This is a genomic window from Massilia niastensis DSM 21313, assembly GCF_000382345.1.
In the GTDB taxonomy this organism is placed as follows: domain Bacteria; phylum Pseudomonadota; class Gammaproteobacteria; order Burkholderiales; family Burkholderiaceae_D; genus Telluria; species Telluria niastensis.
Genome location: NZ_KB908122.1, coordinates 1 through 22,236, shown reverse-complemented (window position 1 = coordinate 22,236; position 22,236 = coordinate 1). Strand labels below are relative to the sequence as shown.

The window sequence follows — 22,236 nt, the reverse complement described above, 5'->3', positions numbered from 1 at the left end:
GCAGCTTGGAAAAAGGGTGTGCAGCTCGTCTGCGATCCGGCCTGATGATGGTGTAAAATCCTTGTAGTCAGTTGGACAATCATTGAAAGGAAGTGAAAAATGCGCCTCTTTCCCAGCACGGGCAAATCCCTCGTCGTCGCCATCGCGGCATCGGTCGTGTCGCTCAGCGCCCTCGCACAGAACTGGCCCGATGGGACGGTAACGGTGGTGGTGCCGTGGCCGCCGGGAGGACCGTCGGACATCGCGGCCCGGCCGGTAGCCAAGGGCCTCACCGAAGGCTTGGGTAAAACCTTCGTCATCGACAACCGTGCTGGCGGCGGCGGCAACATCGGCAGCGCCGCCGTGGCCCGCGCCAATCCCGATGGCAAGACGATCCTGATCACCTCGAGCGCGCCCATCGTGATCAACCCGAGCCTGTACAAGAAGATGGCCTTCGATCCGGCCAAGGACCTGGCGCCGGTCACCAACCTGCTGCGCGTGCCGCTGGTGCTGGTGGCGCATCCTTCCGTTCCTGCCAAGAGCCTGAAGGAACTGATGGCCCACATCCAGTCGAAGAAGGGCAACTTCTCCTTCGCCTCGTCGGGCAGCGGCACCCCGCAGCACCTGACCGGCGAGCTGTTCAACAGCGTGGCGAAGCTGAACATGGTCCACGTGCCGTACAAGGGTTCGGCGCCGGCGATCTCCGACGTGCTGGGCGGCCACATCCCGATCATGTTCGACAGCACCATCGCCATCATGCCGCACATCAAGAGCGGCAAGGTGAAGCCGATCGCGATCTCCAGCGCCAAGCGCTCGCCGCTGCTGCCGGATGTGCCGACCTTCGCCGAAGCGGGCCTGCCGGCGATCGAATCCTACGCCTGGTACGGCATGTTCGCGCCTGCCAAGACGCCGAAGAACGTGATCGCCAAGATCAACGCCGAGACCATCAAGGTGATGAAGGCGCCTGAGTTCCAGAAAGTGCTGGCCGACACCGGTTCCGACTTCGTCGGCGACACCCCGGAAAACTTCGGCAAGTTCGTCACCGCCGAAGCCGCCAAGTGGGGCAAGGTGGTGAAGGATAGCGGCGCGACCGTCGACTGAACCTGCGCCTCGCCGAACAGGATGCCTGTTCGGCCCGGGTGACCCGAGCGGGATGGCAGCGTGCTGCCATCCCGCTTTCTTTGGGCGCCTGCCCGCTACAGCACCCCGAATACCAGCAGGAGCACCAGCGTCAGGACGACCGATACCAGGATGGAGCCGAGACAGCCCAGTTTGTTCGAGAAGAATAAGAACATGCCACTCCTTGTAGGTGATGCCGGTCAGGGCTTCATGCGGCGCGGCGCGCCGGTTTCGTGTCCTGCTCCTGTTCGCGCCGCAGGCGCTGCTGCAGCATGGCGACCACGGCCGCCTCCTCGGGCGTGAGCGCGTGCAGGTCGTCGGTCAGCTGCTGCTCGGTACGCTCGCGCAGCACCTCGAGCACGGTGCCCTCGAGATAGGCGTCGAGCACGGCCGGGTGCACATAGCACTTGCGGCAGATCGACGGCGTGTTGCCGAGCTTTTCGGCCACCGATTCGATCGCCTGCACGATGTTCCGCTTGGCCTGGGTCTCGGAATCGAACTTCTCGAATTCCTGCAGCGCGAGGGCGGCCAGCACGGTCCCTGACCAGGTGCGGAAGTCCTTGGCCGTGTAGTCCTCGCCGGTGATCGCGCGCAGGTAGTCATTCACGTCGGCCGAGTCCACGCTGTGGGTCTCGCCTTCGTCGTCCACGTACTGGAACAGTTCCTGGCCCGGCAGGTCGCGCGCACGGGCGATGATGCGGGCCAGGCGCCGGTCCTGCACCCTGACCTTGTGGTAGACCCCGCTCTTGCCGCGGAAGCGGAATTCGACCTTGCTGCCTTCGACCTGCACATGGCGGTTGCGCAGGGTGGTGAGGCCGAAGGACTTGTTGGTGCGCGCATATTCCTCGTTCCCGACCCGCATCATGGTCGCCTCGAGCAGGTAGACGATGGTGGCCAGGACCTTTTCGCGCGGCAGTCCCGGCAGCGCCAGCGCGCGGTCGACCTCGGCCCGGATCGCCGGCAGCGCCTTGCCGAAGTTGAGCATGCGTTCGTACTTGACCTCGTCGCGCACGGCGCGCCATGTCGCGTGGTAGCGGTATTGCTTGCGGCCCCTGGCGTCGCGTCCCGTGGCTTGCAGGTGGCCATTCGCCTGCGGACAGATCCAGACCTCGGTCCAGGCCGGCGGGATCGCGAGCTTCCTGATGCGCGCCAGCGTGGCTTCGTCGCTCACCGCGTCGCCGCCGGCGTCGAGATAGCGGAATCCTTCGCCGGCGGGTTCGCGCCGGATGCCGGGCCGGTCGTCGCGGACGTAACGCAAACCGGCCGCGCGGGCGGCGGCGGGCGGGTCGGCCGGCGTGGCGTCGGTCGCCGGGGTGGTATCGCTGTGCATGAGGCAGGTCCGTCCGAGTTGATCCAGGGCCGATGCTACGCCGGCACGCGCTGGCCTACCGTTCGCGACATAACCTTGTCAGCGGCGGCGCGCCCGCCCGGCAGCATTGCCGGCGCGACACCGAGATCATCCATGCGCGCCCCTTCGCCGAAAGGGCAGATGATATGCGAATGGTTCGGTGCACGAAGCGTCATTGCTTATGCTCAACGAATCACGGCGTGAACGGCGTGAACCGGGAATGCCCCGAACGCGCTGGAGGTCGGTGCGCAAACGCACGGATAAGCAGTGAAGAGGCCACTAGGGTGAACAATCCAAGCAAGGGGGCATCATGAGTCAGGATGGAGGAAAGCCACGCATCGAGCCGGCAACCATGCCGGCGGGGGGCTGGGGATCACTGGGGGGAGTCACGGGCATTCTCCTGGACCAGGAAGCGGCACTGAAGGACAGCCGCCTCCTGATCAGGCAAAACAAGCCGGACGGCTACGCATGCGTCAGCTGCGCCTGGGCCAAGCCGGCCCATCCGCATCCATTCGAATTCTGCGAAAGCGGCGCCAAGGCGACCGCCTGGGAAACCACGACCCGCGCCATCGGCGCCGACTTCTTCGAGCGCTACACGGTCACCGAACTGGAAGCCTGGTCCGACCACGCGCTGGAAGACCAGGGAAGGCTGACGGCGCCGCTGCGCTGGGACCCGGCCACCGACAAATACCGCGAAATCGGCTGGGACACGGCCTTCGCGGAAATCGGCGCGCGGCTGCGCGCCTGCGACCGCGAGCAGGTCGTGTTCTACAGTTCCGGGCGGGCTTCGCTGGAAACCTCCTACCTGTACCAGCTGCTGGCCCGCATGTACGGCAACAACAACCTGCCCGACAGTTCGAACATGTGCCACGAGAGCACCTCGGTCGGGCTGCAGAAGACCATCGGCGTGGCGGTCGGCACCGTGCAGCTGTCCGACTTCGAGCAGACCGACTGCATCCTGTTCTTCGGCCAGAACGTGGGCGTCAACAGCCCGCGCATGCTGCACCAGCTGCAGGCGGCGCGCCGGCGCGGCGCCCACGTCATCACCTTCAATCCGCTGCGCGAGCGCGGCCTGGTGAGCTTCACCAACCCGCAGTCGCCGATCGAGATGCTGACCGGGCATGAAACGCCGATCAGCACCCAGTACCACCAGCTCAGGCCCGGCGGCGACACCGCCGCGATCCTGGGCATCTGCAAGGCCATCGTGGCGCTGGACGACGCGGCCCGCGCCGGCGGCGGGCCGCGCGTGCTCGACGTCGGCTTCATCCGCGAGCACACGCATGGCTTCGAGGCCTTCCGGCGCACGCTGCGCGCGGCCGACTGGGACCATATCGAGCGCGAGTCGGGCCTGATGCGCGGGGCGATGGAAAGCGTGGCCGACATCTACTGCGGCGCGCGCGCCGCCATGGGCGTGTACGGGATGGGCGTGACCCAGCACCGCAACGGCGTCCAGAACGTGGCGATGATCGTCAACCTGCTGCTTCTACGCGGCAACATCGGCCGGCCCGGCGCCGGCGTCTGCCCGGTGCGCGGCCACTCGAACGTGCAGGGCCAGCGCACCGTCGGCATCACCGAGAAGCCGGAGCTGGCGCCGCTCGACAGGCTGGGCGAACTGTATGGCTTCGAACCGCCGCGCAAGCCCGGCATGAACACGGTCGAGGCCTGCGAAGGCATCCTGGCGGGCAGGGTGCAGGCCTTCGTGGCGCTGGGCGGCAACTTCGTGCGCGCCGTCCCGGAAACCGCGCTGATGGAAGCGGCCTGGCGCGAGCTGCCGCTGACGGTCCAGGTGTCCACCAAGCTCAATCGCAACCACGTCATCCACGGCCAGGCCTCGTACATCCTTCCTTGCCTGGGCCGCATCGAGATCGACCGCCAGGCCGGCGGGCAGCAGGCCGTCACGGTCGAGGACAGCACCGCCTGCATGCACGGCTCGCGCGGGATGGCGGCGCCGGTCTCGCCGCACCTGCTGTCGGAAGCGGCGATCGTGGCCGGCCTGGCCAAGGCCACGCTCGAGCCCAGTCCGCGCGTGGACTGGGACGCCTGGGTGGCCGACTACGGCCGCATCCGCGACGCCATCGCCGCGACCTGGCCCGACATCTTCCACGATTTCAATGCGCGCATGTGGGAGCCGGGCGGCTTCCGCAAGCCGATCGCGGCGGCGCAGCGGGTCTGGAAGACTGCCAGCGGCAAGGCCGAGTTCACCGTGCCGGAAGAGCTGGAGGGCGATCCCGACCTGAGCGGCGACGGCGCCGTCCTGCGCCTGTTCACGGTACGCAGCGACGGCCAGTTCAACACCACGATCTACAGCCACGACGACCGCTTCCGCGGCGTGCACGGCAGCCGCATGGTGCTGTTCATGGCGCCGGTCGACATGGCCCGCTATGCGCTGGCGCCGGGCGAGGAGGTGACGCTGTGTTCCGCCACGCACGACGGCGTCGTGCGCCGCGTCGAGGGACTGACCCTGGTGCCCTACGACGTGCCGGCCGGCTGCGTGGCCGGCTACTTCCCCGAGTGCAATCCATTGATCCCGCTCTGGCACCATGCGAAGGAGAGCAAGGTGCCGGCCGCCAAGGCGATCGACGTGCGGATCGAACGCGTGAGGCCGACATGAACGCCGCCGACCTGCTCGCCGGCCTGGCGCCAGGAGCAGCCTGCCGCCTGCCGGCCAGCGCCTGGCGCGACGGCCGGCTGGAGCCGGGCAGCGAACTGGTGGCCGAAGAGGTGCCGGTGGCCCTGGTCTACAACGGCATCACCCAGGCGGTGATGCTGGCCTCGCCCCAGGACCTGGAGGATTTCGCACTCGGCTTCTCGCTGGGCGAGCGCATCGTGTGCGATCCGTGCGAGCTGTACGACATCGAGGTCGAGGAAGCAGGGGCGGGAATCGCGATCGAGATGCGGATCTCCGCCCGGGCCATGGCGCAGCTGAAGGAAACGCGGCGGGCGCGCACCGGCAGGACCGGCTGCGGCCTGTGCGGCGTCGACAGCCTGTCGCACTTCGAGCAGGACAGCTGCGTGGAGGAGGCGCGTGCAGGCCCGCCGGCGGCGGGCCTGCTGGCGCCGGACGCCCTGCATCGGGCCGTGAAAGGCCTGGCCGCCAGCCAGCGCCTGCACCAGGCGACCGGCGCGGTGCACGCGGCCGGCTGGGCCGATTGGGAGGGGCAGCTGCAACTGGTGCGCGAGGACGTCGGCCGCCACAATGCGCTCGACAAGCTGGTGGGCGCGCTGGCGCGCGCCGGGCTGCCGGCGGGGGACGGCTTTGCCGTCGTCACCAGCCGCGCCAGCTTCGAGATGGTGCAGAAGTGCGCGCGCGCAGGATTTTCCGTGCTCGGCGCGATCTCGGCGCCGACGGCGCTGGCAGTGCGGATGGCCGAGCGCGCGGGCCTGACACTGGCGGGCTTCGTGCGCGGCGGACGGCACGTCCTGTACAGCCATCCGGAGCGGCTTGCCCGCGCATGAAGCGTGCCAGCCGGAATCAAATGGGATGGTCGAAGACCAGACATGCTTAACTACCCGTATCGAATACGCGAGCGGTATTTGCTGCGCTATCATTATCGGACTATCATGAGTTCAGGTCGTAATGCCACTCTCTGGTACACAGGAGGGTTTTTTGAATCCCTCGACATTGCCCATCGCGGTTTTCGTCGTCGATGCGGACGGCGCCATCGTCAGCTGGAACAAGGCTTGTGAGAAACTTGCAGGCTATGCCGCGGATGACATCCGGGGGCAGTCGCTCGACCGGGTGATCCAGTTCGAGGACCCGGCCGGCGCCGCCAAGCCCATCCCTGAACGTGCGGAGAGTGATGTTTGCGGGCAGTTGATCTGTGCTAATGGACAGAGGCTGCCAGTCCGGATCACGGTCGCCGCCCAGGCCTTCGACACCGGCCAGGCCGGCGCCTACAGCGTCATCGTGATGCCGCGCGCCGGACAACTGCCGTCGCGCTACGCCCTGATCCAGGACCTGCCCATTGCCGAATTCATCGAAGGCCTGCCCTGCGTCTTCTACGTGATCGACCGCAGCGGCCACCTGCTGCTGTGGAACCGCCAGCTCGAACAGGCGCTCGAGATGGCCAGCGACGAGCTGCCGACCGTCAACGTCCGAGCCTTCTTCGACGAGGCGGAGCGGGGCGAGATCGAGCGCAAGATCCACGAAGCCTTCGAACACGGCGAGTCCTCGCATGAAGCCGAACTGGTCGGCAAGCACGGCAGGCGCACCAGTTTCCTGTTCCACTGCGCCCGGAGCGACCTGGGCGACCTGCCCTGTGTCGTCGGTACCGGCCTGGACATCACGGCGCGCAAGCGCACCGAACACGGCCTGCGGGTCCGCGAACGGGCCATGTACTCGAGCGTGAACGCGATCGTGATCACCTGCTTCGAGGACGGGACGAACAAGATCGAGTACGTCAACCCGGCGTTCGAGCAGATCACCGGCTATACGCTCATGGAAATCAAGGGCCATGATCCGCGCTTCATGCGCATCGAAGGCTGCGACGTCGAGGAGCACGCGCGCATCCGCGAGGCCATCGAGCGCAAGGCGAGCGTCCGGGTCGTGCTGCGCAACGCGCGCAAGAACGGCGAAGTGTTCTGGAACGACCTGCGCATCGACCCCGTCATCAATCTCGACGGCAACGTCACGCACTTCGTCGCGGTGATCAACGACGTCACCGAAGCCAGGCATCACGAACGGCGCCTGCACCACCTGGCCCACCACGATCCGCTGACCGGGCTGGCCAACCGCATGCTGCTGCAGGACCGGCTGAAGTTCGCCATCGAGTCTTCCGCCGGGCGCGAGGGCGTGGGCGCGCTCGCCTACCTCGATCTCGACAACTTCAAGTACATCAACGACAACTTCGGCCACGACGCCGGCGATACGGTGCTGCGCGAGGTCGCCGACCGCCTGCGCGCGAACATGCGCGAAGACGACACGGTGGCGCGGATCGGCGGGGACGAATTCGTGCTCGTGATCACCGACCAGCCCAGCCGCGAGCACGTGGCGGACCTGGTCGAGCGGATCCGCCGCAGCGTCTGCATGCCGGTGGCCGTGGGCGACAAGACCATCGTGCCGGGAACCAGCATCGGGGTCAGCGTGTTCCCCGAAGACGGCGACAGCGTCGAACGCATCATGCGCGCCGCCGATGCGGCCATGTACCATGCCAAGACCCTGGGCAAGAACAACTGCCAGTTCTACTCGATCGAGCTGAACCAGATCGTGCACCAGCACCTGCAGTTCGAAGCAAGCCTGAGCCAGGCCATCAACAACCACGAACTGGAGCTCGCCTACCAGCCGAAGGTCGACCTGGGCACCGGCAAGGTCGTGGGGGCGGAAGCCCTGGTGCGCTGGCGGCACCCCCAGAACGGGGTGATCCCGCCGCACGAGTTCATTCCGATCGCGGAGGAAACCGGCCTGATCGTGCCGATCGGCGAATGGGTGCTGCTGGAAGCCTGCGGGGCGCTGAAGGCCATGAAGGCGATCGGCGTCGAGGAGTTCGTGATCTCGGTGAACCTGTCGGCGCGCCAGTTGCGCCAGTACCAGTTCGCCGAGCGCCTGGGCGAGATGCTCGAGCGCATGCAGATCGCGCCGTCCAGCCTCGAGCTCGAAGTGACGGAAAGCCAGCTGGTCGACCATCCGGCCGAGGCGATGGAGGCGCTGCTGGCCCTCAAGTCCCTGGGCGTGCGCCTGTCGATCGACGATTTCGGCACCGGCTTTTCCAGCCTGAGCTATCTGCAGCGCTTCCCCTTCGACTACATCAAGATCGACCGCTCCTTCGTCGAGACCTTCGAGCAGGAGGGCAACTCGGTCATCACCCGGGCCATCATCGCGCTCGGCCACAACCTGCGGCTGAAGGTGATCGCGGAAGGGGTGGAGACGCGCGAACAGCTCGCCTTCCTGCGCGATCTCTCCTGCGACCAGATCCAGGGGCATTACTTCAGCCCGGCCCTGTCGCAGGAGGCCTTGCAGCGGATGGTGTCGGCGGGGGCGCGGCTGGCGGATTAGGCGCGCCAGCCGACGTCATCATCACTGCAGGCGGATGGCGATGTCGAATATCCAGGTGCGGCGGATTTCGATCACGTCGTACTGGCGCGCCAGGGCGGGAGGGAAGGCGCCATAGGACGCCTGGCTGGCCACGACCTCGCGTATCAGTTCGTCGATCGCGGCCACCCCGCTGGAGACCACGAAGCTCACTTTCTCCACGGAGCCGTCGGCGCGGACCGCCACCGTCACGATCGGTTGGACGTGAGGCTGTTTCACCGTGTCCCGGACCTTGTCGAAGCTGATGTTCATCTCGATCTTGCGGCTCATGGCTTCCGCGTAGAGCACCAGGTCGGCATTCGGGTCGGCGCGTCCGTAAAGCCATCCGCGGCGCAGGCCGCTTGTCGTGGGCGGCAGCGTCTGCGAAGGGCGATTTAATCCGGCATCGCGCTGGGCGGTTTCCTGGTCGAGCTGCCTGCCGATCGCGCGCAGGCGCTCCTCGCGTTGCGCCTCCTGCTCGGCCCGCTCCCGCTGCGCCTGCTGCGCCTGCTGCGCCTGCTGCGCCTGTTGTTCACGCTGCGCCTGTTCCCGCTGCGCCAGCTCTTGTCTTGCCTGTTCTTGTCGCGCCGCCTCTTGCCTGAATGCCTCCTGGCGCGCGGCCTCTCGCTGGGCCTGCTCCTGCCGCGCCGCTTCGAGCTGCGCCTGCCTTGCCTGTTCCTGTTGCAAGGCTTCCTTGCGCGCGGCTTCCAGCCGCGCGGCCTCGGCGCGTTCCAGCTCCTGCCGGGCGGCGTCCTGCCGGGCCTTCTCTTCCAGTCTTGCCTGTTCCTGCCGCACCGCCTCGCGACGCAGGCTCTCTTGCCGGGCAAGCTCCTGGCGCTCGGCTTCCAGGCGCGCCGCTTCGCTCCTGGCCGCTTCCTCGGCGCGGGCGGATTCCCGGCGCAGCTGTTCCTGGCGCGCCGCGTCGAGCTGCGCCAGCTTTGCCTGTTCCTGCCGCATGGCTTCCCTGCGCGCGGCTTCCAGGCGCGCGGCCTCGGCCCGTTCCAGTTCCTGCCGGGCGGCGGTTTGTCGCGCAAGTTCCTGGCGTTCGGCTTCCAGGCGCGCCGCTTCATTCCTGGCCGCTTCTTCGGCGCGGGCGGCGTCCTGTCGCAGCTGCTCCTGGCGCGCCGCTTCAAGCTGGGCCAGCCTGGTCTGCTCTTGCCGCATGGCTTGCACGCGCGCGGCTTCCAGTCGCGTGGCCTCGGCCCGTTCCAGTTCCTGCCGGGCGGCGTCCTGGCGGGCCAATTCGTCCTGTCTTGCCTGTTCCTGTCGCAGCGCCTCCCGGCTCAGGATTTCTTGCCGCGCAAGCTCCTGGCGTTCGGCTTCCAGGCGCGCCGCTTCGCTCCTGGCCGCTTCCTCCGCGCGGGCGGCGTCCTGCCGCAGCAGCGCTTGCCGCGCCGCTTCCTGCTGCCTGTCCTGTTCGAGCTGCTGTTGGACGGCATCACCCGTATTGCCGGGTACAGGCAGGTCAGCCCCTGCGGCAGGAAGGGCGCGCGCAAGGGGATCGTCGGGCGCCTGCAGCGGTTGCGCGTCGGGCGCGACCGGCAGGTTCACCTCGGGCCGCTTTCCGGCCGTCATGAGCGGCTCCGGCAGCGGTGCAGGATCGCTTGCCGGCGTCGGTGCGAACGCCGGCAGGGGGATCGACACGGGGGGCGCGGCACGCTGTGCAAGGACGGGAGCCGGCATCGTCACCGGTGCCGGCTTGCTGGCAACCGGGCGCTCGACCGGTGCGGCGGGCGCCGGCGCGGGCAGGTCCGTACGCGGCGTATCCACCGGGGCAGGCGCCGGGACAGGCGCCGGCGTCGGGGCAGGCGCGGGGGGCGGCGCCGTCATGAGCAGGACGTGCAGGTCGTTGGCCCCCAGGCGCCTTTCCTGCCACGGAAACTGGAGACCGGGAAGTCCGAAACCCCCGCCACTCAGGGTAATGCTCAACAGCAGAGCGTGAACCAGCATGGAGAATGACAGCGCAATGCGCATTCGCCAGGGGGCGCGATCGGTGAAGAGAGCAGTTCTCAAATTGGGAAATCCTTGCACAGGCGGTCAGGTCATGCATGACCGGCATGGCCGCCTGTCCGGTTATTCGCGATCGTCCTTCGATGATCGTTCGTCTCAGCTCCTTCAGGTATCTGAACGGCCGGTTCCAGCCGATTGCAAAGATCGGCCAAGGCTCAGTGTACGAGGAGAGTTGCTTTCGTGGCAAGCAGTGTGTTGTTAGGCGTCCATGGCGGGCCGTGAAATATTCTGGCGCCGGTCGCCGTATCCTGCTGGTCCGCGATGGACTGTCGAGCTTTTGCGTGGTCCAGCGCCGTTCGAGCCGATGGCGGAGGAACGATGAAAGCGCCGAGGTGGATGGGGCGACTGCCCGGACTGACCCGGTCCCGGCGGGCACAGGTGCTGCACGCCCTGGGTCCGGCCGTTGGCCTGGACCGGGTCATCGAAGCGAGGAAATTCAAACAAGAATCATTTTGCCAAATAGAAAATTAACCTGTTCTTCACGCTTTCTGAACGCATTCTTAACATCGCTTGAATTCTCATGAGACGACGCCAGGGCCAGCGTCAGCGCATCAGAAAGAGATGGACGCTCAGCGCATACGCGGGAAAGTTTCGGGAAAGTGATGCAGGGGTAAGCATATAACGTATCGGTGCAGTATTTTTGTACTGGGTGATATTAACTCCATGTATTAAATCCGGCTATGAAGTCGATTCGAATTCGTAAGAAAGTCGATGAAGCATCGGGAAGGATCCTGAAATCGCTTGCTTCGGCCAAACTTCATTCCCATCATGTGGCGAAAAAGACAGGCGATACGAAGCATCCCGTGTCGGCCCAGAACGTCGCTGTCTTGGAGGATGTCAGGCAGAGACTTGCCACGAAATATCCATCCGATTGCCTGGAAAGAGATGGCGTTGCAATGTACGGAGCGACGCTGGCAATATGCTTCCTGGTATCACTTCTCATCGGATTCATGTGGGCGCCCTGGTGGTACGTCCTGATCCCCATATTGGGGCCGCCGCTGTTGATCACCGCATTGCCTCGCATTCTCTTCGGAAGGCACCCAGGGCGTCCAAGGTGGGCGCACGCACGTGCTGTTGTCGATCAACGCGACGTGGAGCACATCAACCGTGTGGTCAGGGCCATGACACCAGAGCAGCAGGAAGAAGTTCTACAACACTGTCCAGCGAGTAGTGGAGACCGCTTCTTCAAGATCTGGGAGTATGCTCAGGAGCATGGCGCCAAGCGGTAAGGCGCCAGATGAAGCGCTGCAGGATGTCCGCCGTGCAGCGCAATCAGCCGGTACAATCGATCTTCCGATACCGCTCCGGCTTGCACCGCCCCTGCCATTCCCGTCCTCATGCGACCCCTACCTGTGCGTCTTCGTCCGAAACAGGACCTGCGCATCGCGCTCGAAGCGATGCTGTCCGCGGACGACATCATCCTGCTGGCGCACCTGCCGGATGTCTGCTTCAGTCGCGCGCCGGATGCGGAATCGGGCTGCAATGAACTGGTGATCCGCACGATCCCGCGTCCGGGCGATTCCTGAAGCGCCCGCTCAGGCCCCGGGCCGGATGTTCTGGTTGCTGCGGAACAGGTTGTCCGGATCGTACTTCGCCTTGATCTCCTTGAGCCGGGGGTAGTTGGGGCCGTAGGCTTCGGCGATCCGGTCGACTTCGTCCTCGTTCAGGAAGTTGATGTAGACGCCGCCGGCGGCATGGGGCGCCGCCGCCTTGAAGAATTCGCGCGCCCAGGCCAGGCACCTGGCGTCCTCGGACGGGTCCTGCCAGCGGGTGTGCACGTTCATCGCGTACAGCGCCTCGCGATGCGGATAGGCCATCTCGTCCGCGGCGTGGGTATTCGCCGCGCCGCCCAGCAGTCCGAGGAAGATCTCGCTCTGATCGGACGGCAGCTTGCCGGCGTAGGCGATCACCACGTCGATGGCGTCGTCGCTGAGCCTGTTGAAGTTGTGGGACTTCCAGTAATTGCGCGCCGGCGGTACCAGGAGGGGATCGAAGGCCTGCTGCCACGCGGTGTAAGGCACGGCGCCGATGTGTTCGCCCACCGGCTCGCCGAAGCCGCGCACCCGGGCGACGGCGGCGTCCGCATCTTCCGGCGGCAGCGGCGAAAAGAAGGCGAGCGCCACGATGTCGGTCCCGTGCACCGCCGGCGGCAGGAAGGGCAGGGGCGGGGCCTTGCGCAGGACGGCCCAGACCGATACATCCTCGTCCAGCGCCTCGACGTAGTCGCGGTACTTCCTCAGCACCGATCCGGCCTGCGCGAACGGGAAGACGAGCAGGCCGGCGGTGACCATCGGACCGACCGCATGGAGCGCGAATTCGAAGCTCGTCACGACGCCGAAATTGCCGCCGCCGCCGCGGATGGCCCAGAACAGGTCGGGGTGGCTGTCGCGGTCGGTGTGCAGCCGCTCGCCGCTGGCGATGACGATGTCGGCCGAGACGAGGTTGTCGATGGCCAGTCCAAACTTGCGCGTGAGCCAGCCGAAGCCCCCGCCGAGCGTGAGGCCGCCCACGCCGGTGGTCGAATTGATGCCGAACGGCGTTGCCAGGCCATACGACTGCGCCTCGTGGTCGACGTCGCGCAGGGTCGCGCCGCCCTCGACCCGGGCCCGCCTGGCCTGCGGGTTCACCCGCACCGAGCGCATCATGCCCAGGTCGATCACCAGGCCGTTGTCGACCAGGGCGCTGCCGGCGATATTGTGGCCGCCGCCCCGCACCGCCAGTGGCAGGCCATGGCTGCGTGCGAAATCGACCGCAGTCCGCACGTCGGCCGGGCCGGCGCAACGCACGATCATGGCTGGACGCTTGTCGATCATTGCATTCCAGATCTTGCGGGCTTCGTCGTACTGCGCTTCGCCCGGCAGCAGCAGGGCGCCCCTGAGGCTGCGCTGGAGCTCTTCGATCTCGATCCCCCCTACGGTACTCATCATTCGCCTCCGCATTGGTTCGTTGACAATACTTCAGGATAGGGGAGCGGGGTCGATATGCAAGTGGGTTCGTTAGTTGCTTACCCGTCGGGCGCTGCCTCGCGCTCAATGCGCCGGCAATCGCATGGCTTGCAGTGTCGGAGATTCATTCCATTTTCCTGGAAATCAAGGATGCATTCCCGGTAAAGCGCGATGCACCTGTCTTGTCCCGATTTCTTCTCCCGCTGATGAGCCTGCTTTAAAAAAAATCAAATCCTCATCGATGTCGACATCTCCGAATTCTTCCCTGATGCCACCCCCATTTCGCCATCATTCGTTTGGCAGGCTGGATTGTAACTCTTGCTCTATAGAGAATTTTACCAAATGGTTAAACAAAAATACTACAGTAGCGATAGAAAAAAACGCGCTAGTATAAAAATGCTGTGCTAGCGCTGCGCTCGCTGTCAGTGCTTAAATATGAAAAAGAAGTGTCAGCGAAAATAAAATGATGCGATGGAAAACTCTTCCCGCGGAAAATGCGGCTATCCATACGCACGGAAAATTTGCGTTTTCACATTTCAACCATTAGGGGGTGGGGAAATGACTATGGCGGACGACAGGGGCCCTTTTGCGCCCAAAAAACGTGAGTTCCTCAAGCTTGCTGCAGCCGCCGGGGGCTCCGGTTTCATTACTGCACATGCGGTGGATGCCGCCGCCTCGGACATCAGGCCGCCTTACACCACACCGTTTGTCGAACCGCTTCCCATACCGCCGATAAAGCAGGCGGCAGCCCCGACGCTCTATCCGGTGCCGCAAAAATCGGCGCATCCCGACGAGGCCGGACGCGACGATCACCAGGGGTGGGAGCGCTGGCCTTACAAAAAAGCCTATGTGATCGACGTGAAGGAAGGCTGGCATTATTATCACCGCGAATTGCCGAGGCAAAAAATCTGGGGGTATGACGGCATCCTTCCCGGGCCGACCTTCGTGGTATACGAAGGCGAACCGATTATCATTCGCTATTACAATAACCTGAGGGCTGACGTAAATGGGTTTGGTTCCCCGGAAATATCCACGCATGTGCACAATGCGCATGCCGCTTCGGAAAGCGATGGCTACGCCGGTAATTATTTCAGCGCGACGAAATACGGTCCCACCCTGACCCGGCCAGGCTTTTTCTACGACTGCCATTATCCCAACTGCTTTGCCGGCTACGATGCATTCCCGGACACCGATGGCGACCCGCGCGAAGGGCTGGGCACCATGTGGTACCACGACCATCGCGAGGATTTCACGGCCGCGAATGTCTACAAGGGACTCGCCGGCTTTTTCCTGTTCTTCGACAAGCTCGACACCGGGAACGAGAACGACCCCTCTCTGACCGCATTGCGCCTGCCCAGCGGCGTCGGCGTCTACGATATTCCCCTGGTCCTCCAGGATCCGAAATTCGACTCCGGCGGCCTGCGCGTGTTCGACCAGTTCGACCCGGAAGGTTTCCTGGGGAACAAGTTCGCGGTCAATGGAAAAATCCAGCCGTACTTCAATGTCGCAAGCCGGAAGTACCGTTTCAGGATATTAAACGGCAGTACCTCGCGCTTCTACCATCTCAGCCTTCGCTACAAGGGCGTCGACAAGCCCTTCCAGCTCATTGCCAACGACGGCAACCTGCTGCCGAAGCCGGTGACGATGACATCCTTCCGTATCGGGCCCGCCGAACGCATCGATATCGTCGTCGACTTCAAGGATTTTCCCCTGTACTCCGAACTGTTCCTGTTCGACCGCATCGTGCAGGACAAGGGGCGGGGACCTGAAACCACCCTCAGCAAGACGGGGCAGCAGCTCATGCGCTTCTACGTCAACCGCACAGCCGTCGACAACAGCCGGGTGCCGGACACGCTGAGGGAACTGTCACCGATCGATCTCACCAAAGTGACCAAGAAGCGGCATTTCGAATTCGAGCGCGAAAACGGGGTGTGGGTGATCGACGGCAAGATCTTTGACGTGAACAAGGCGACTTTCGAGGTCGAGCACGGGTCCATCGAGATCTGGGAACTGGAGGGCAAGGGCAGTTGGCACCATCCCATCCATATCCACCTGGAAGAAGGGCGCATCCTGTCGCGCAACGGCAAACCGCCGCCAGCCCATGAGATGGGGCGCAAGGACGTCTTCGTCCTGGCCCCCGGCGAGACCGTCAGGATATTGATCCAGTTCCGGGAATTCGTCGGCAAGTACATGATGCACTGTCATAACACGATCCACGAAGACCACGCGATGATGCTGCGCTTCGATGTCAAGCACGATGACTGATCAGTTCCAGCCACAGGAAACCAGGGAGAGGACCATGGACAGAAGACTTCTGCTGGCAACGATGGGCGGCGTCGCCTGCGGGGCGACGGCCAATCGGCTGCACGCGGCAACGCAAGGCGCACTGGCGGCGCACCCTTACCTGCCTGACCCGGTGCTCCAGGACCAGACAGGGAAGCGGGTGCGGTTCTACTCGGACCTGCTCGCAGGGAAGGTCGTGGTCATCAACATGATGTACGCGGTGTGCACACGGATCTGCCCGGCGAACACCGCGCGGCTGCGCGAAGTGCAGGAGGCGCTCGGCGACCGGGTCGGGCGCGATGTGCATTTCTATTCGCTGACCCTGCGCCCCGAGCTGGATTCCCCGGCGGCGCTCGCGGACTACGCGAGACGCTACGATATCGGCCCCGGCTGGTCGTTCCTGACCGGCCGTCCGCGCGACATCGATCTGGTCCGCCGCAAGCTCGGCTTCTACGATACGGATCCCGTTGCCGATGCCGATCTCGCCAACCACACCGGTGCACTGCGCATCGGAAATGTCGCGCGGGACCGGTGGATGATGATGCCTAACAGGGCGCAGACGGCGCAGATCGTCAAGGCCATCGACAATATTGGCTGAGAGCGTCCAGGATGCTCCGGTACGACCGCAGCAGTGCCGAGCGCTGCAGTGACAGGCCACACCATGCTCGACACGGCGGGCGCACCGGGCGCGGCGACCCGATTACGCCAGCACTGTCAATTCCACGGCCCCATCCCTGGCCCCGGCAAGCGCCAGGAACTCCTCGCGCCCGCGCTCTCCGCGCAGGTCGGCTACGATACGCCCCTTGTCGAGCATGATGATCCGGTCCGCCGACAGGATCGTCTCGCGGCGGTGGGCGACGATGATCCGGGTCATCGGCAAATCCTTGATGGCGGCATTTACCTGCTGTTCGCGCGCCACGTCGAGGTGGCTGGTGGCCTCGTCGAGGAGCAACAGGACCGGCTCGCGGTACAGCGCGCGCGCAATCAGGATCCGCTGCTTTTGCCCGCCCGACAGCACCGTGCCCATGTCGCCGATCAGGGTATGAAAGCCCATCGGCATCGCCTCCACATCGTCCAGCACGGCCGCCTGGCGCGCGCACTCGCGGATGCGGGCGCTTGACGGCGCATCGGCGAAGAAGCTGATGTTGTCCGCAATCGAACCGGCAAACAGCTGGTCGTCCTGCAGCACCACGCCGATCAGGGAACGATATTGCGCCAGGCCGGCCCCGGTCAGCGCCCGTCCACCCGCCAGGACCTCGCCAGCCCCAGGCTCGAGCAGGCTCGCCATGATCCGGAGCAGGGTCGTCTTGCCGCAGCCCGAAGGACCGACGATGGCCATCGACTCGCCGGGCGCGATCGACAGGTCGATGCCGTCGAGAATCCACGGGTCGCTGGCGCCGTAGCGAAAGCGCAGTCCGCGCAGTTCGATCGCCAGCGGCGCGCGGGACTCCGCAGCGTCCGGCGGCGCCACGCCGACGTCCTCGGGCGTGGTCAGCGCGATGTCGGCCAGGCGCTCGGCATGCAGGCGCAGCATCCACAAGTCCAGTACTTTATTGATCAGGTCACTGACACGGCTGAGGAACTGGTCCTTGTAGCTGATAAAGGCGAGCAGCATCCCGACCGAGAAGGTGTTCTGCAAGACCCGCTCGGCGCCGAGCCAGATCACCAGGACGGCAATGACACCGATCAATGCCGAATTGACGGTACGGAACAGCAAACCCAGCTTCTGCGTCGTCACCTGGCGGTTCACGGTCTGCACCAGCAGGCCGAGCCAATGGGCCTGGCGCGCGGCCTGGGCATTGAACAGCTTGATGGTCTTCATGCCGCGCAGCGTTTCCAGCAAATGACTGTCGCGCCGGGCGCCCCACACGATGGCCTCGGCCGACGCGTTGCGCAGGCTGGCGTAGGATGCCGCGCGCAACACGGCGTACAGCAGCGCCCCGGCCAGCACCAGCATGGCGAGTCCGGGCGCATAGACGAACATGACCGCCAGCGTCACCAGCGACATCAGGCCGTCCAGGATGATCTCGACCAGTTCGGTGGTCAGCGCCTGGAGGATGGTGTCCTGCGAGCCGAAGCGCGACAGCACGTCGCCCAGGTGACGGCTCTCGAAGTAGCGCGCCGGCAAGCGCACCATGTGGCCGAACAGGGTGGCGCGTCCCGACACCTTGAGCGTGCTCGAGATGGCGATCAGCGTGGCGCCCCGCATGGCGGTCACGGTGACCCGCAACATCAGGATGAACAGGAAACCGAGCGCCAGCGTCAGCAACAGGTCGCGGTCGGCGCTGACCAGCGCCTCATCCACGACCCATTGCATGAAAAACGGCGTGATGACGGCCAGCAGTTCGATGGCAAGCGCCATGCAGGCCAGTACGCCGAGCGAGCGCCGGATACCGACGAGCTTGCCCACCAGCGCACGCAGGCGTACGCGCGGCGCCGGCTCCGCCGTGGCGAACCCCGGCGCCGGGTTCAGTTCGAGGGCCACGCCGGTAAAGTGGCGCAGCATCTCGGCATGCGCCAGGCGCCGCACGCCGGAGGCCGGGTCGTGGATCACGACCCCGGCCGAGGTCACACGCTTGAGCACCACGAAATGGTTCAGGTCCCAGTGCAGGATGCAGGGTGTCGCAAGCAGCGCGAGTTCGTCCGGTTCGAGCCGCAGCGGGCGCGCCGTCATGCCCAGGTTGTCGGCGATCGCGATCATGTCCTTCAGCGAGGCGCCGCGCTGCGACAGGCCGTAGCGCTGCCGCAGCTGCGCCAGGCCGTAGCCATCGCCATGGAAGGACGCGATCATGGCAAGGCAGGCCAGGCCGCACTCCGCCGCCTCGGTCTGCAGGATCAAGGGCAGGCGCCCGCCGTATCCCGCGCTCTCGTGCCAGTTCATCATGGAGCCCACCTCCCTGTCAGCGTGAACACCGGATCGAGCACCCATTCGAACAGCCGGCGCCGCTCGAGCAGCACGTCGGCGTCGAGCTGCATGCCCGGCTGGAGCGGAGCCGCCTTGCCGTAGGCCATCATGTTCTGGCTGTCGAGGGCGACCGTGACGCGGTACATGGCTTCCGCGGAGCTGCCAGCCGGGCTGCCTGCGAACATCGCCGGCAGCTCGGATGGTTCGATCGCGCTGCGCGAGACGCTGGCGATGACGCCGCGCGCGTGCCCGAACTTCTGGTACGGATAGGCGCGGTAGCGCAGCAGCACCGTTTGTCCGGCATGCACGAAGCCCACGGCCCGGCTCGGCGCATACAGGTGCGCCTCGAGCACCACGCCGCGCGGGACGATGCTCAACAGCGGCGCGGACGGGCCGACCGCCGTTCCGGTGCTGGCATGGATGGCGGTGACGGTGCCGGCCTGGGGCGCCGGGATCACCTGGGAACGGCGCGCCTCGACCTCGCCCAGGTCGCGGCTGTTGACGGCAAGCGTACGTGCGATCAGCGCTTCCTGGGTCGCCATCTTCGACGGCAGTTGTTCAAGTTCGCCCTTCACCACGGCGCGCTCGCGCTCCAGCGACAGCACGCCGCGCTGGAGGGTGCGCAGCTTCGCCGCCTGGTCCAGCGCGCTTTCCGCCGCGACCCGCACCTGCTGCTCCGAGATGTAGCCGCTCCCCTGCAGGCCCCCCAGCCGCTTCTGCCATTGCCGTGCCAGCGCGAGGCGTTGTTGCTGGACTTCGATTTCCTGGCGCAGGCTGTCGGCCTCGCGCCCGAGCGTGTCGAAGCGTGTCGCCAGGGCGGCACGCTGCTGCGCGAACATCTCCTGCGCACGCAGGCGTTCCACATCCAGCGTCGCGCGCTGCGCTTCGAGCGCGCGCACGGTGCCGGCCTGGGTGTCGCCCAGCGCCGCGCTGGTTTCTTCCGCCGACAGCTGCGCCAGCGGCTGCCCCTGCTTCACCTGCGCACCTTCGCGCACCAGCAGCGCGGTGACCACGGCGGCACGGGGCGCGAATACCCGCACCATGCCTTGCTGTGGAATCAGCCAGCCGGACACGCGCGCCTTCCGGGTATAGCTGGCCGTAAACAGAAGCAGGAGAATGGCGAACACCGTCAGCACCGCGATGGCGGCGAACCACCAGTTCATCGCGTGCGGCTTGATCAGGATGGTCCCCATCCATTCGGATTGCTGGTTGCGCAGCACCTCGGGCCGGAACAGGGGCACGCCGGCGGCGGCCCGCTGCTCGCGCTCTCCACCGCCGTCGTTCATGCTAGTCGTCCGCCAGGTAGTCGTCGGTCATGTAGTCGCGCACTTCGAAGCTGACTTCGATCACGCGCGACACTTTGCGGATCGGCAGTATCTTGCGTATCCTGGGGTCGGCGAAGTCCCGGAGCAGGGGCGGGCGCGGCGCATTGAAGAAATAGCCCGGGTCATTGACAACGATCGGTTTCCCGACCAGGTCCAGCTCGTCGCGCGAGGTGACGGTCTGCACGACGCAGGGGGCGTGGGTGATCCCCAGTTCCAGCAGGGCGCAGGCGCGGTGATAGCCGTTATGCAAGACCAGGCGGCCGCTGTCGTCGTCACATACCGCATTCAGGAAATTCGAACCGTAGCCGACCACCAGGCCCAGCGCCGCAGCGACCGAGCCGAAGGCCGCGTAGTCGGTCAACTGCTGCGGTTTCAGCAGCACCGGTTCGTGGAAGCGAAAGTCGGTCGAATCGGAACGGAACTCATAACGCCTGGCGCCGAGTTCGCGGATCTGCACAGGCGCCTGGCTGTCATCCGACGGCAGGCAGAACCGGAACAGCGCAGCGGGGTCGGGGTGCGGCCCCAGGCGTTGCTTGAGCCGGTCGACAAAGCTGCGGGTCACATGGTTCTGGCATACGACCAGGCGGGCCAGTTCCACCATCGCCAGCCGGGACGGCAGGTGGTTGAAGCTGCGCGTGAAGCGGGCGCTGGACAGGACTTCGTCAGCCAGCGGCGCCAGTGCGGGGTCGAGGGGTCTGCAGTCGAGCTTGTCGGCAACGCCGGGCTCCCTTTTTGCGAGCTCCTCGTACCACAGGGCAGCCGCGCTCCACTCCTGCACCAATGGCGTGCGGTTGACGATTTTCGGGCCACATCCGATGTCGACGACGAAATCAAGGTATTTGCGCAGTGGAGCCTGTCCCAACAGCCACATTTCCTGTTCCGCCGCCGACTGCGTCAGCGTATCGTCCAGTTCGCTTTCCCGTTTCATTGTCATCCCCTCGCTGTGTGAGCGGCCCGGTAGCGTCGGCCTGGCCCCGGGCCGGATGGACCATGACGATTCAGCGGCAAGCTTCATGCAAGCGGCGGATTGCCCGCCATCTGCGCGACCTTGTCCTCAACCGACCTGTCCACGAAAGCGGCAGGCTGCCGCGGTCAGCCGGCAATCAATAGCGCTTGCACTTGTTGCGGCTCTTGCTGAAACTCTTGCTGCTGTTGTGTTTATGTTTATCGCGGCTATGGCTGTTGCTATAGCTCTTGCTCTTGTCCTTGTGATCGCCGTTGTGGCCGCCGTATACATGCTGCAGCTCATTGCTGTCCAGGTTACGCATGATCCTCTCCTTCGTTGTTGAACAGAGCAGGAAGTCTGCCCCACAAGGCCCTGCCGATAAGGTCACATTGCCCCTATCTAAAAAACAGAAACAAGCCATCCCATAGCGGGGCGCGCTCCCACTGCAGAATAAATGCTTGCTGGAGCCCCGAATTAAACGGGGACCGGCCTGTAAAAAAAGATTAACAACATGGGAAGTAAAGATCAAATTCAGATCCTATACTGTCGTTTTTCACCACATTCGTGAAAATCTGAAAAAATAATTGAACCTTTTTCTACAGCAGAGAAAACCCAAGTATTCAAATGACGGTAAACCGCATTGGAAAAGCACATGGCCAGGCCGGGTATTATGTCTGTCAGGATATTGAAGAATACTGGGGGAATGAATTAATGATCGACAATGCCAGCAATCGCATTGCCGTAGAGGTGAGGCGCGCGCTGAAAGATCAGGGAAGGCAGACGGACGCAATACCGTCGGCGAGCACGGAAAACCGGAATGCTACGCGAAAAGTATATTTCTTCGATCAGGCCGAATATCCCTTATTCCGGGCCGCGGATTTGTCGATGGCGCAGGCGTTACATGCAGGGATATGAGCGCCGGGATAAAGGCCGACAATTGGCAATCGACTGGCAAACGGCGTATTTGGATAAATACGGGAGCTTCACCACCGTTCGGAATAATCAAGCCACATCCTTGGCCATCCTTCCGAACGGTGTTTCCCCCCCTTATCGGGAAGCTGTCCGGGTTGCTCAATCCCGGCGCTTCCAGCTAAGGAAGCGCTGATTTAATCGATATTTTTCTCGTGGCCGGAGCTGTGCTGTCGACGCTGGCTTGACGAGCAGCGAAGCGAGTATTTTTGCCCCAGCACGGCGTCGCGAGACGATTTTCGAGGTATCCCTGCGAGTTTTTCTCCGCTCAAGACGGAGTTCTGGCGCGAGCGCTTCCGAAGGTTCGTCCAGCCAGCACCAGATTTGCAAACGCAAACAGGGCAAACAGCTGCGTGGTGTTCTTTGCCAGCCCACGATAGCGTGTCTTGCGATGACGGAA

Annotated in this window: 16 protein-coding genes and 1 pseudogene; 9 read left to right on the top strand and 8 right to left on the bottom strand. The window is 64.8% G+C overall.

Annotation, left to right across the window (positions count from 1 at the left end):
• Window positions 1-99: 99 nt before the first annotated feature.
• Window positions 100-1,080, top strand: a complete 981-nt coding sequence (locus tag H162_RS0122415; RefSeq protein WP_020655733.1) for a Bug family tripartite tricarboxylate transporter substrate binding protein — start codon at window positions 100-102, stop codon at window positions 1,078-1,080.
• A 226-nt stretch (window positions 1,081-1,306) separates the two neighbouring features.
• On the opposite strand, the gene H162_RS31600 is transcribed toward H162_RS0122415, so the two are convergent.
• On the bottom strand, window positions 1,307-2,428 hold the full coding sequence (locus H162_RS31600) for a DNA topoisomerase IB (RefSeq protein ID WP_020655731.1): 1,122 nt from the start codon (window positions 2,426-2,428) through the stop codon (window positions 1,307-1,309).
• Between the two features lie 328 nt (window positions 2,429-2,756).
• Here H162_RS31600 and H162_RS0122400 point away from each other — a divergent pair, with 328 nt between their 5' ends.
• The 3 genes from H162_RS0122400 to H162_RS31595 all read left to right on the top strand — a co-directional run bounded on the left by H162_RS0122400 (window position 2,757) and on the right by H162_RS31595 (window position 8,438).
• Window positions 2,757-5,057, top strand: coding sequence for an FdhF/YdeP family oxidoreductase (locus H162_RS0122400; protein WP_040787939.1), 2,301 nt, complete (start codon window positions 2,757-2,759; stop codon window positions 5,055-5,057).
• Window positions 5,054-5,902, top strand: a complete 849-nt coding sequence (gene fdhD, locus H162_RS0122395; protein ID WP_020655729.1) for a formate dehydrogenase accessory sulfurtransferase FdhD — start codon at window positions 5,054-5,056, stop codon at window positions 5,900-5,902. Before H162_RS0122400 ends, fdhD begins: the two co-directional genes overlap by 4 nt.
• Before the next feature lie 151 nt (window positions 5,903-6,053).
• Window positions 6,054-8,438, top strand: coding sequence for a sensor domain-containing protein (locus H162_RS31595; RefSeq protein ID WP_169444552.1), 2,385 nt, complete (start codon window positions 6,054-6,056; stop codon window positions 8,436-8,438).
• A gap of 21 nt (window positions 8,439-8,459) precedes the next feature.
• Here H162_RS31595 and H162_RS35025 read toward each other — a convergent pair whose 3' ends face one another.
• Window positions 8,460-10,382: a coiled-coil domain-containing protein gene (locus H162_RS35025; RefSeq protein WP_211223738.1), complete on the bottom strand. Its 1,923-nt coding sequence runs from the start codon at window positions 10,380-10,382 to the stop codon at window positions 8,460-8,462.
• A gap of 761 nt (window positions 10,383-11,143) precedes the next feature.
• On the opposite strand from H162_RS35025, the gene H162_RS34385 reads away from it, so the two are divergent.
• Window positions 11,144-11,692, top strand: coding sequence for a hypothetical protein (locus H162_RS34385; protein WP_156885753.1), 549 nt, complete (start codon window positions 11,144-11,146; stop codon window positions 11,690-11,692).
• A 108-nt stretch (window positions 11,693-11,800) separates the two neighbouring features.
• Window positions 11,801-11,989: a hypothetical protein gene (locus H162_RS34380; RefSeq protein ID WP_156885752.1), complete on the top strand. Its 189-nt coding sequence runs from the start codon at window positions 11,801-11,803 to the stop codon at window positions 11,987-11,989.
• A gap of 9 nt (window positions 11,990-11,998) precedes the next feature.
• Here H162_RS34380 and H162_RS0122370 read toward each other — a convergent pair whose 3' ends face one another.
• Entirely contained in the window at window positions 11,999-13,387 is a 1,389-nt protein-coding gene (locus H162_RS0122370; RefSeq protein WP_020655724.1) for an FAD-binding oxidoreductase, read from the bottom strand.
• A 585-nt stretch (window positions 13,388-13,972) separates the two neighbouring features.
• Here H162_RS0122370 and H162_RS0122365 point away from each other — a divergent pair.
• Window positions 13,973-15,673 (top strand): multicopper oxidase family protein, encoded by a 1,701-nt coding sequence (locus H162_RS0122365; protein ID WP_026354953.1) that lies wholly within the window; start codon window positions 13,973-13,975, stop codon window positions 15,671-15,673.
• 34 nt (window positions 15,674-15,707) lie between these two features.
• The gene (locus H162_RS31590; protein WP_229452196.1) at window positions 15,708-16,289 is read left to right on the top strand and encodes an SCO family protein; all 582 of its coding nucleotides are present in this window, start codon (window positions 15,708-15,710) and stop codon (window positions 16,287-16,289) included.
• Between the two features lie 102 nt (window positions 16,290-16,391).
• Here H162_RS31590 and H162_RS31585 read toward each other — a convergent pair whose 3' ends face one another.
• From H162_RS31585 to H162_RS34375, 4 genes are all read right to left on the bottom strand, one after another.
• Window positions 16,392-18,575, bottom strand: a complete 2,184-nt coding sequence (locus H162_RS31585) for a peptidase domain-containing ABC transporter (RefSeq protein WP_229452193.1) — start codon at window positions 18,573-18,575, stop codon at window positions 16,392-16,394.
• On the bottom strand, window positions 18,572-19,882 hold the full coding sequence (locus H162_RS0122350; protein ID WP_020655720.1) for a beta-barrel domain-containing protein: 1,311 nt from the start codon (window positions 19,880-19,882) through the stop codon (window positions 18,572-18,574). The genes H162_RS31585 and H162_RS0122350 overlap by 4 nt, the downstream gene beginning before the upstream one ends.
• A gap of 1 nt (window position 19,883) precedes the next feature.
• Window positions 19,884-20,849: a hypothetical protein gene (locus H162_RS0122345; RefSeq protein WP_020655719.1), complete on the bottom strand. Its 966-nt coding sequence runs from the start codon at window positions 20,847-20,849 to the stop codon at window positions 19,884-19,886.
• 175 nt (window positions 20,850-21,024) lie between these two features.
• Window positions 21,025-21,189: a hypothetical protein gene (locus H162_RS34375; RefSeq protein ID WP_020655718.1), complete on the bottom strand. Its 165-nt coding sequence runs from the start codon at window positions 21,187-21,189 to the stop codon at window positions 21,025-21,027.
• A gap of 302 nt (window positions 21,190-21,491) precedes the next feature.
• Here H162_RS34375 and H162_RS0122335 point away from each other — a divergent pair, with 302 nt between their 5' ends.
• Entirely contained in the window at window positions 21,492-21,782 is a 291-nt protein-coding gene (locus H162_RS0122335) for a hypothetical protein (RefSeq protein WP_156885750.1), read from the top strand.
• 322 nt (window positions 21,783-22,104) lie between these two features.
• On the opposite strand, the pseudogene H162_RS34370 reads toward H162_RS0122335, so the two are convergent.
• A pseudogene (locus tag H162_RS34370) lies at window positions 22,105-22,236 on the bottom strand (IS5/IS1182 family transposase); the annotation flags it as partial.

Excerpts from the sequence above, each read along its gene's own strand:
- H162_RS0122345 (WP_020655719.1), bottom strand. The coding sequence starts at position 20,849 with ATGAAACGGGAAAGCGAACTGGACGATACGCTGACGCAGTCGGCGGCG.
- H162_RS0122350 (WP_020655720.1), bottom strand. The coding sequence starts at position 19,882 with ATGAACGACGGCGGTGGAGAGCGCGAGCAGCGGGCCGCCGCCGGCGTG.
- H162_RS0122370 (WP_020655724.1), bottom strand. The coding sequence starts at position 13,387 with ATGAGTACCGTAGGGGGGATCGAGATCGAAGAGCTCCAGCGCAGCCTC.
- fdhD (WP_020655729.1), top strand. The coding sequence starts at position 5,054 with ATGAACGCCGCCGACCTGCTCGCCGGCCTGGCGCCAGGAGCAGCCTGC.
- H162_RS34380 (WP_156885752.1), top strand. The coding sequence starts at position 11,801 with ATGCGACCCCTACCTGTGCGTCTTCGTCCGAAACAGGACCTGCGCATC.
- H162_RS31585 (WP_229452193.1), bottom strand. The coding sequence starts at position 18,575 with ATGATGAACTGGCACGAGAGCGCGGGATACGGCGGGCGCCTGCCCTTG.
- H162_RS34385 (WP_156885753.1), top strand. The coding sequence starts at position 11,144 with ATGAAGTCGATTCGAATTCGTAAGAAAGTCGATGAAGCATCGGGAAGG.
- H162_RS0122365 (WP_026354953.1), top strand. The coding sequence starts at position 13,973 with ATGGCGGACGACAGGGGCCCTTTTGCGCCCAAAAAACGTGAGTTCCTC.
- H162_RS31590 (WP_229452196.1), top strand. The coding sequence starts at position 15,708 with ATGGACAGAAGACTTCTGCTGGCAACGATGGGCGGCGTCGCCTGCGGG.
- H162_RS0122400 (WP_040787939.1), top strand. The coding sequence starts at position 2,757 with ATGAGTCAGGATGGAGGAAAGCCACGCATCGAGCCGGCAACCATGCCG.
- H162_RS0122335 (WP_156885750.1), top strand. The coding sequence starts at position 21,492 with ATGACGGTAAACCGCATTGGAAAAGCACATGGCCAGGCCGGGTATTAT.
- H162_RS0122415 (WP_020655733.1), top strand. The coding sequence starts at position 100 with ATGCGCCTCTTTCCCAGCACGGGCAAATCCCTCGTCGTCGCCATCGCG.
- H162_RS31600 (WP_020655731.1), bottom strand. The coding sequence starts at position 2,428 with ATGCACAGCGATACCACCCCGGCGACCGACGCCACGCCGGCCGACCCG.
- H162_RS34375 (WP_020655718.1), bottom strand. The coding sequence starts at position 21,189 with ATGCGTAACCTGGACAGCAATGAGCTGCAGCATGTATACGGCGGCCAC.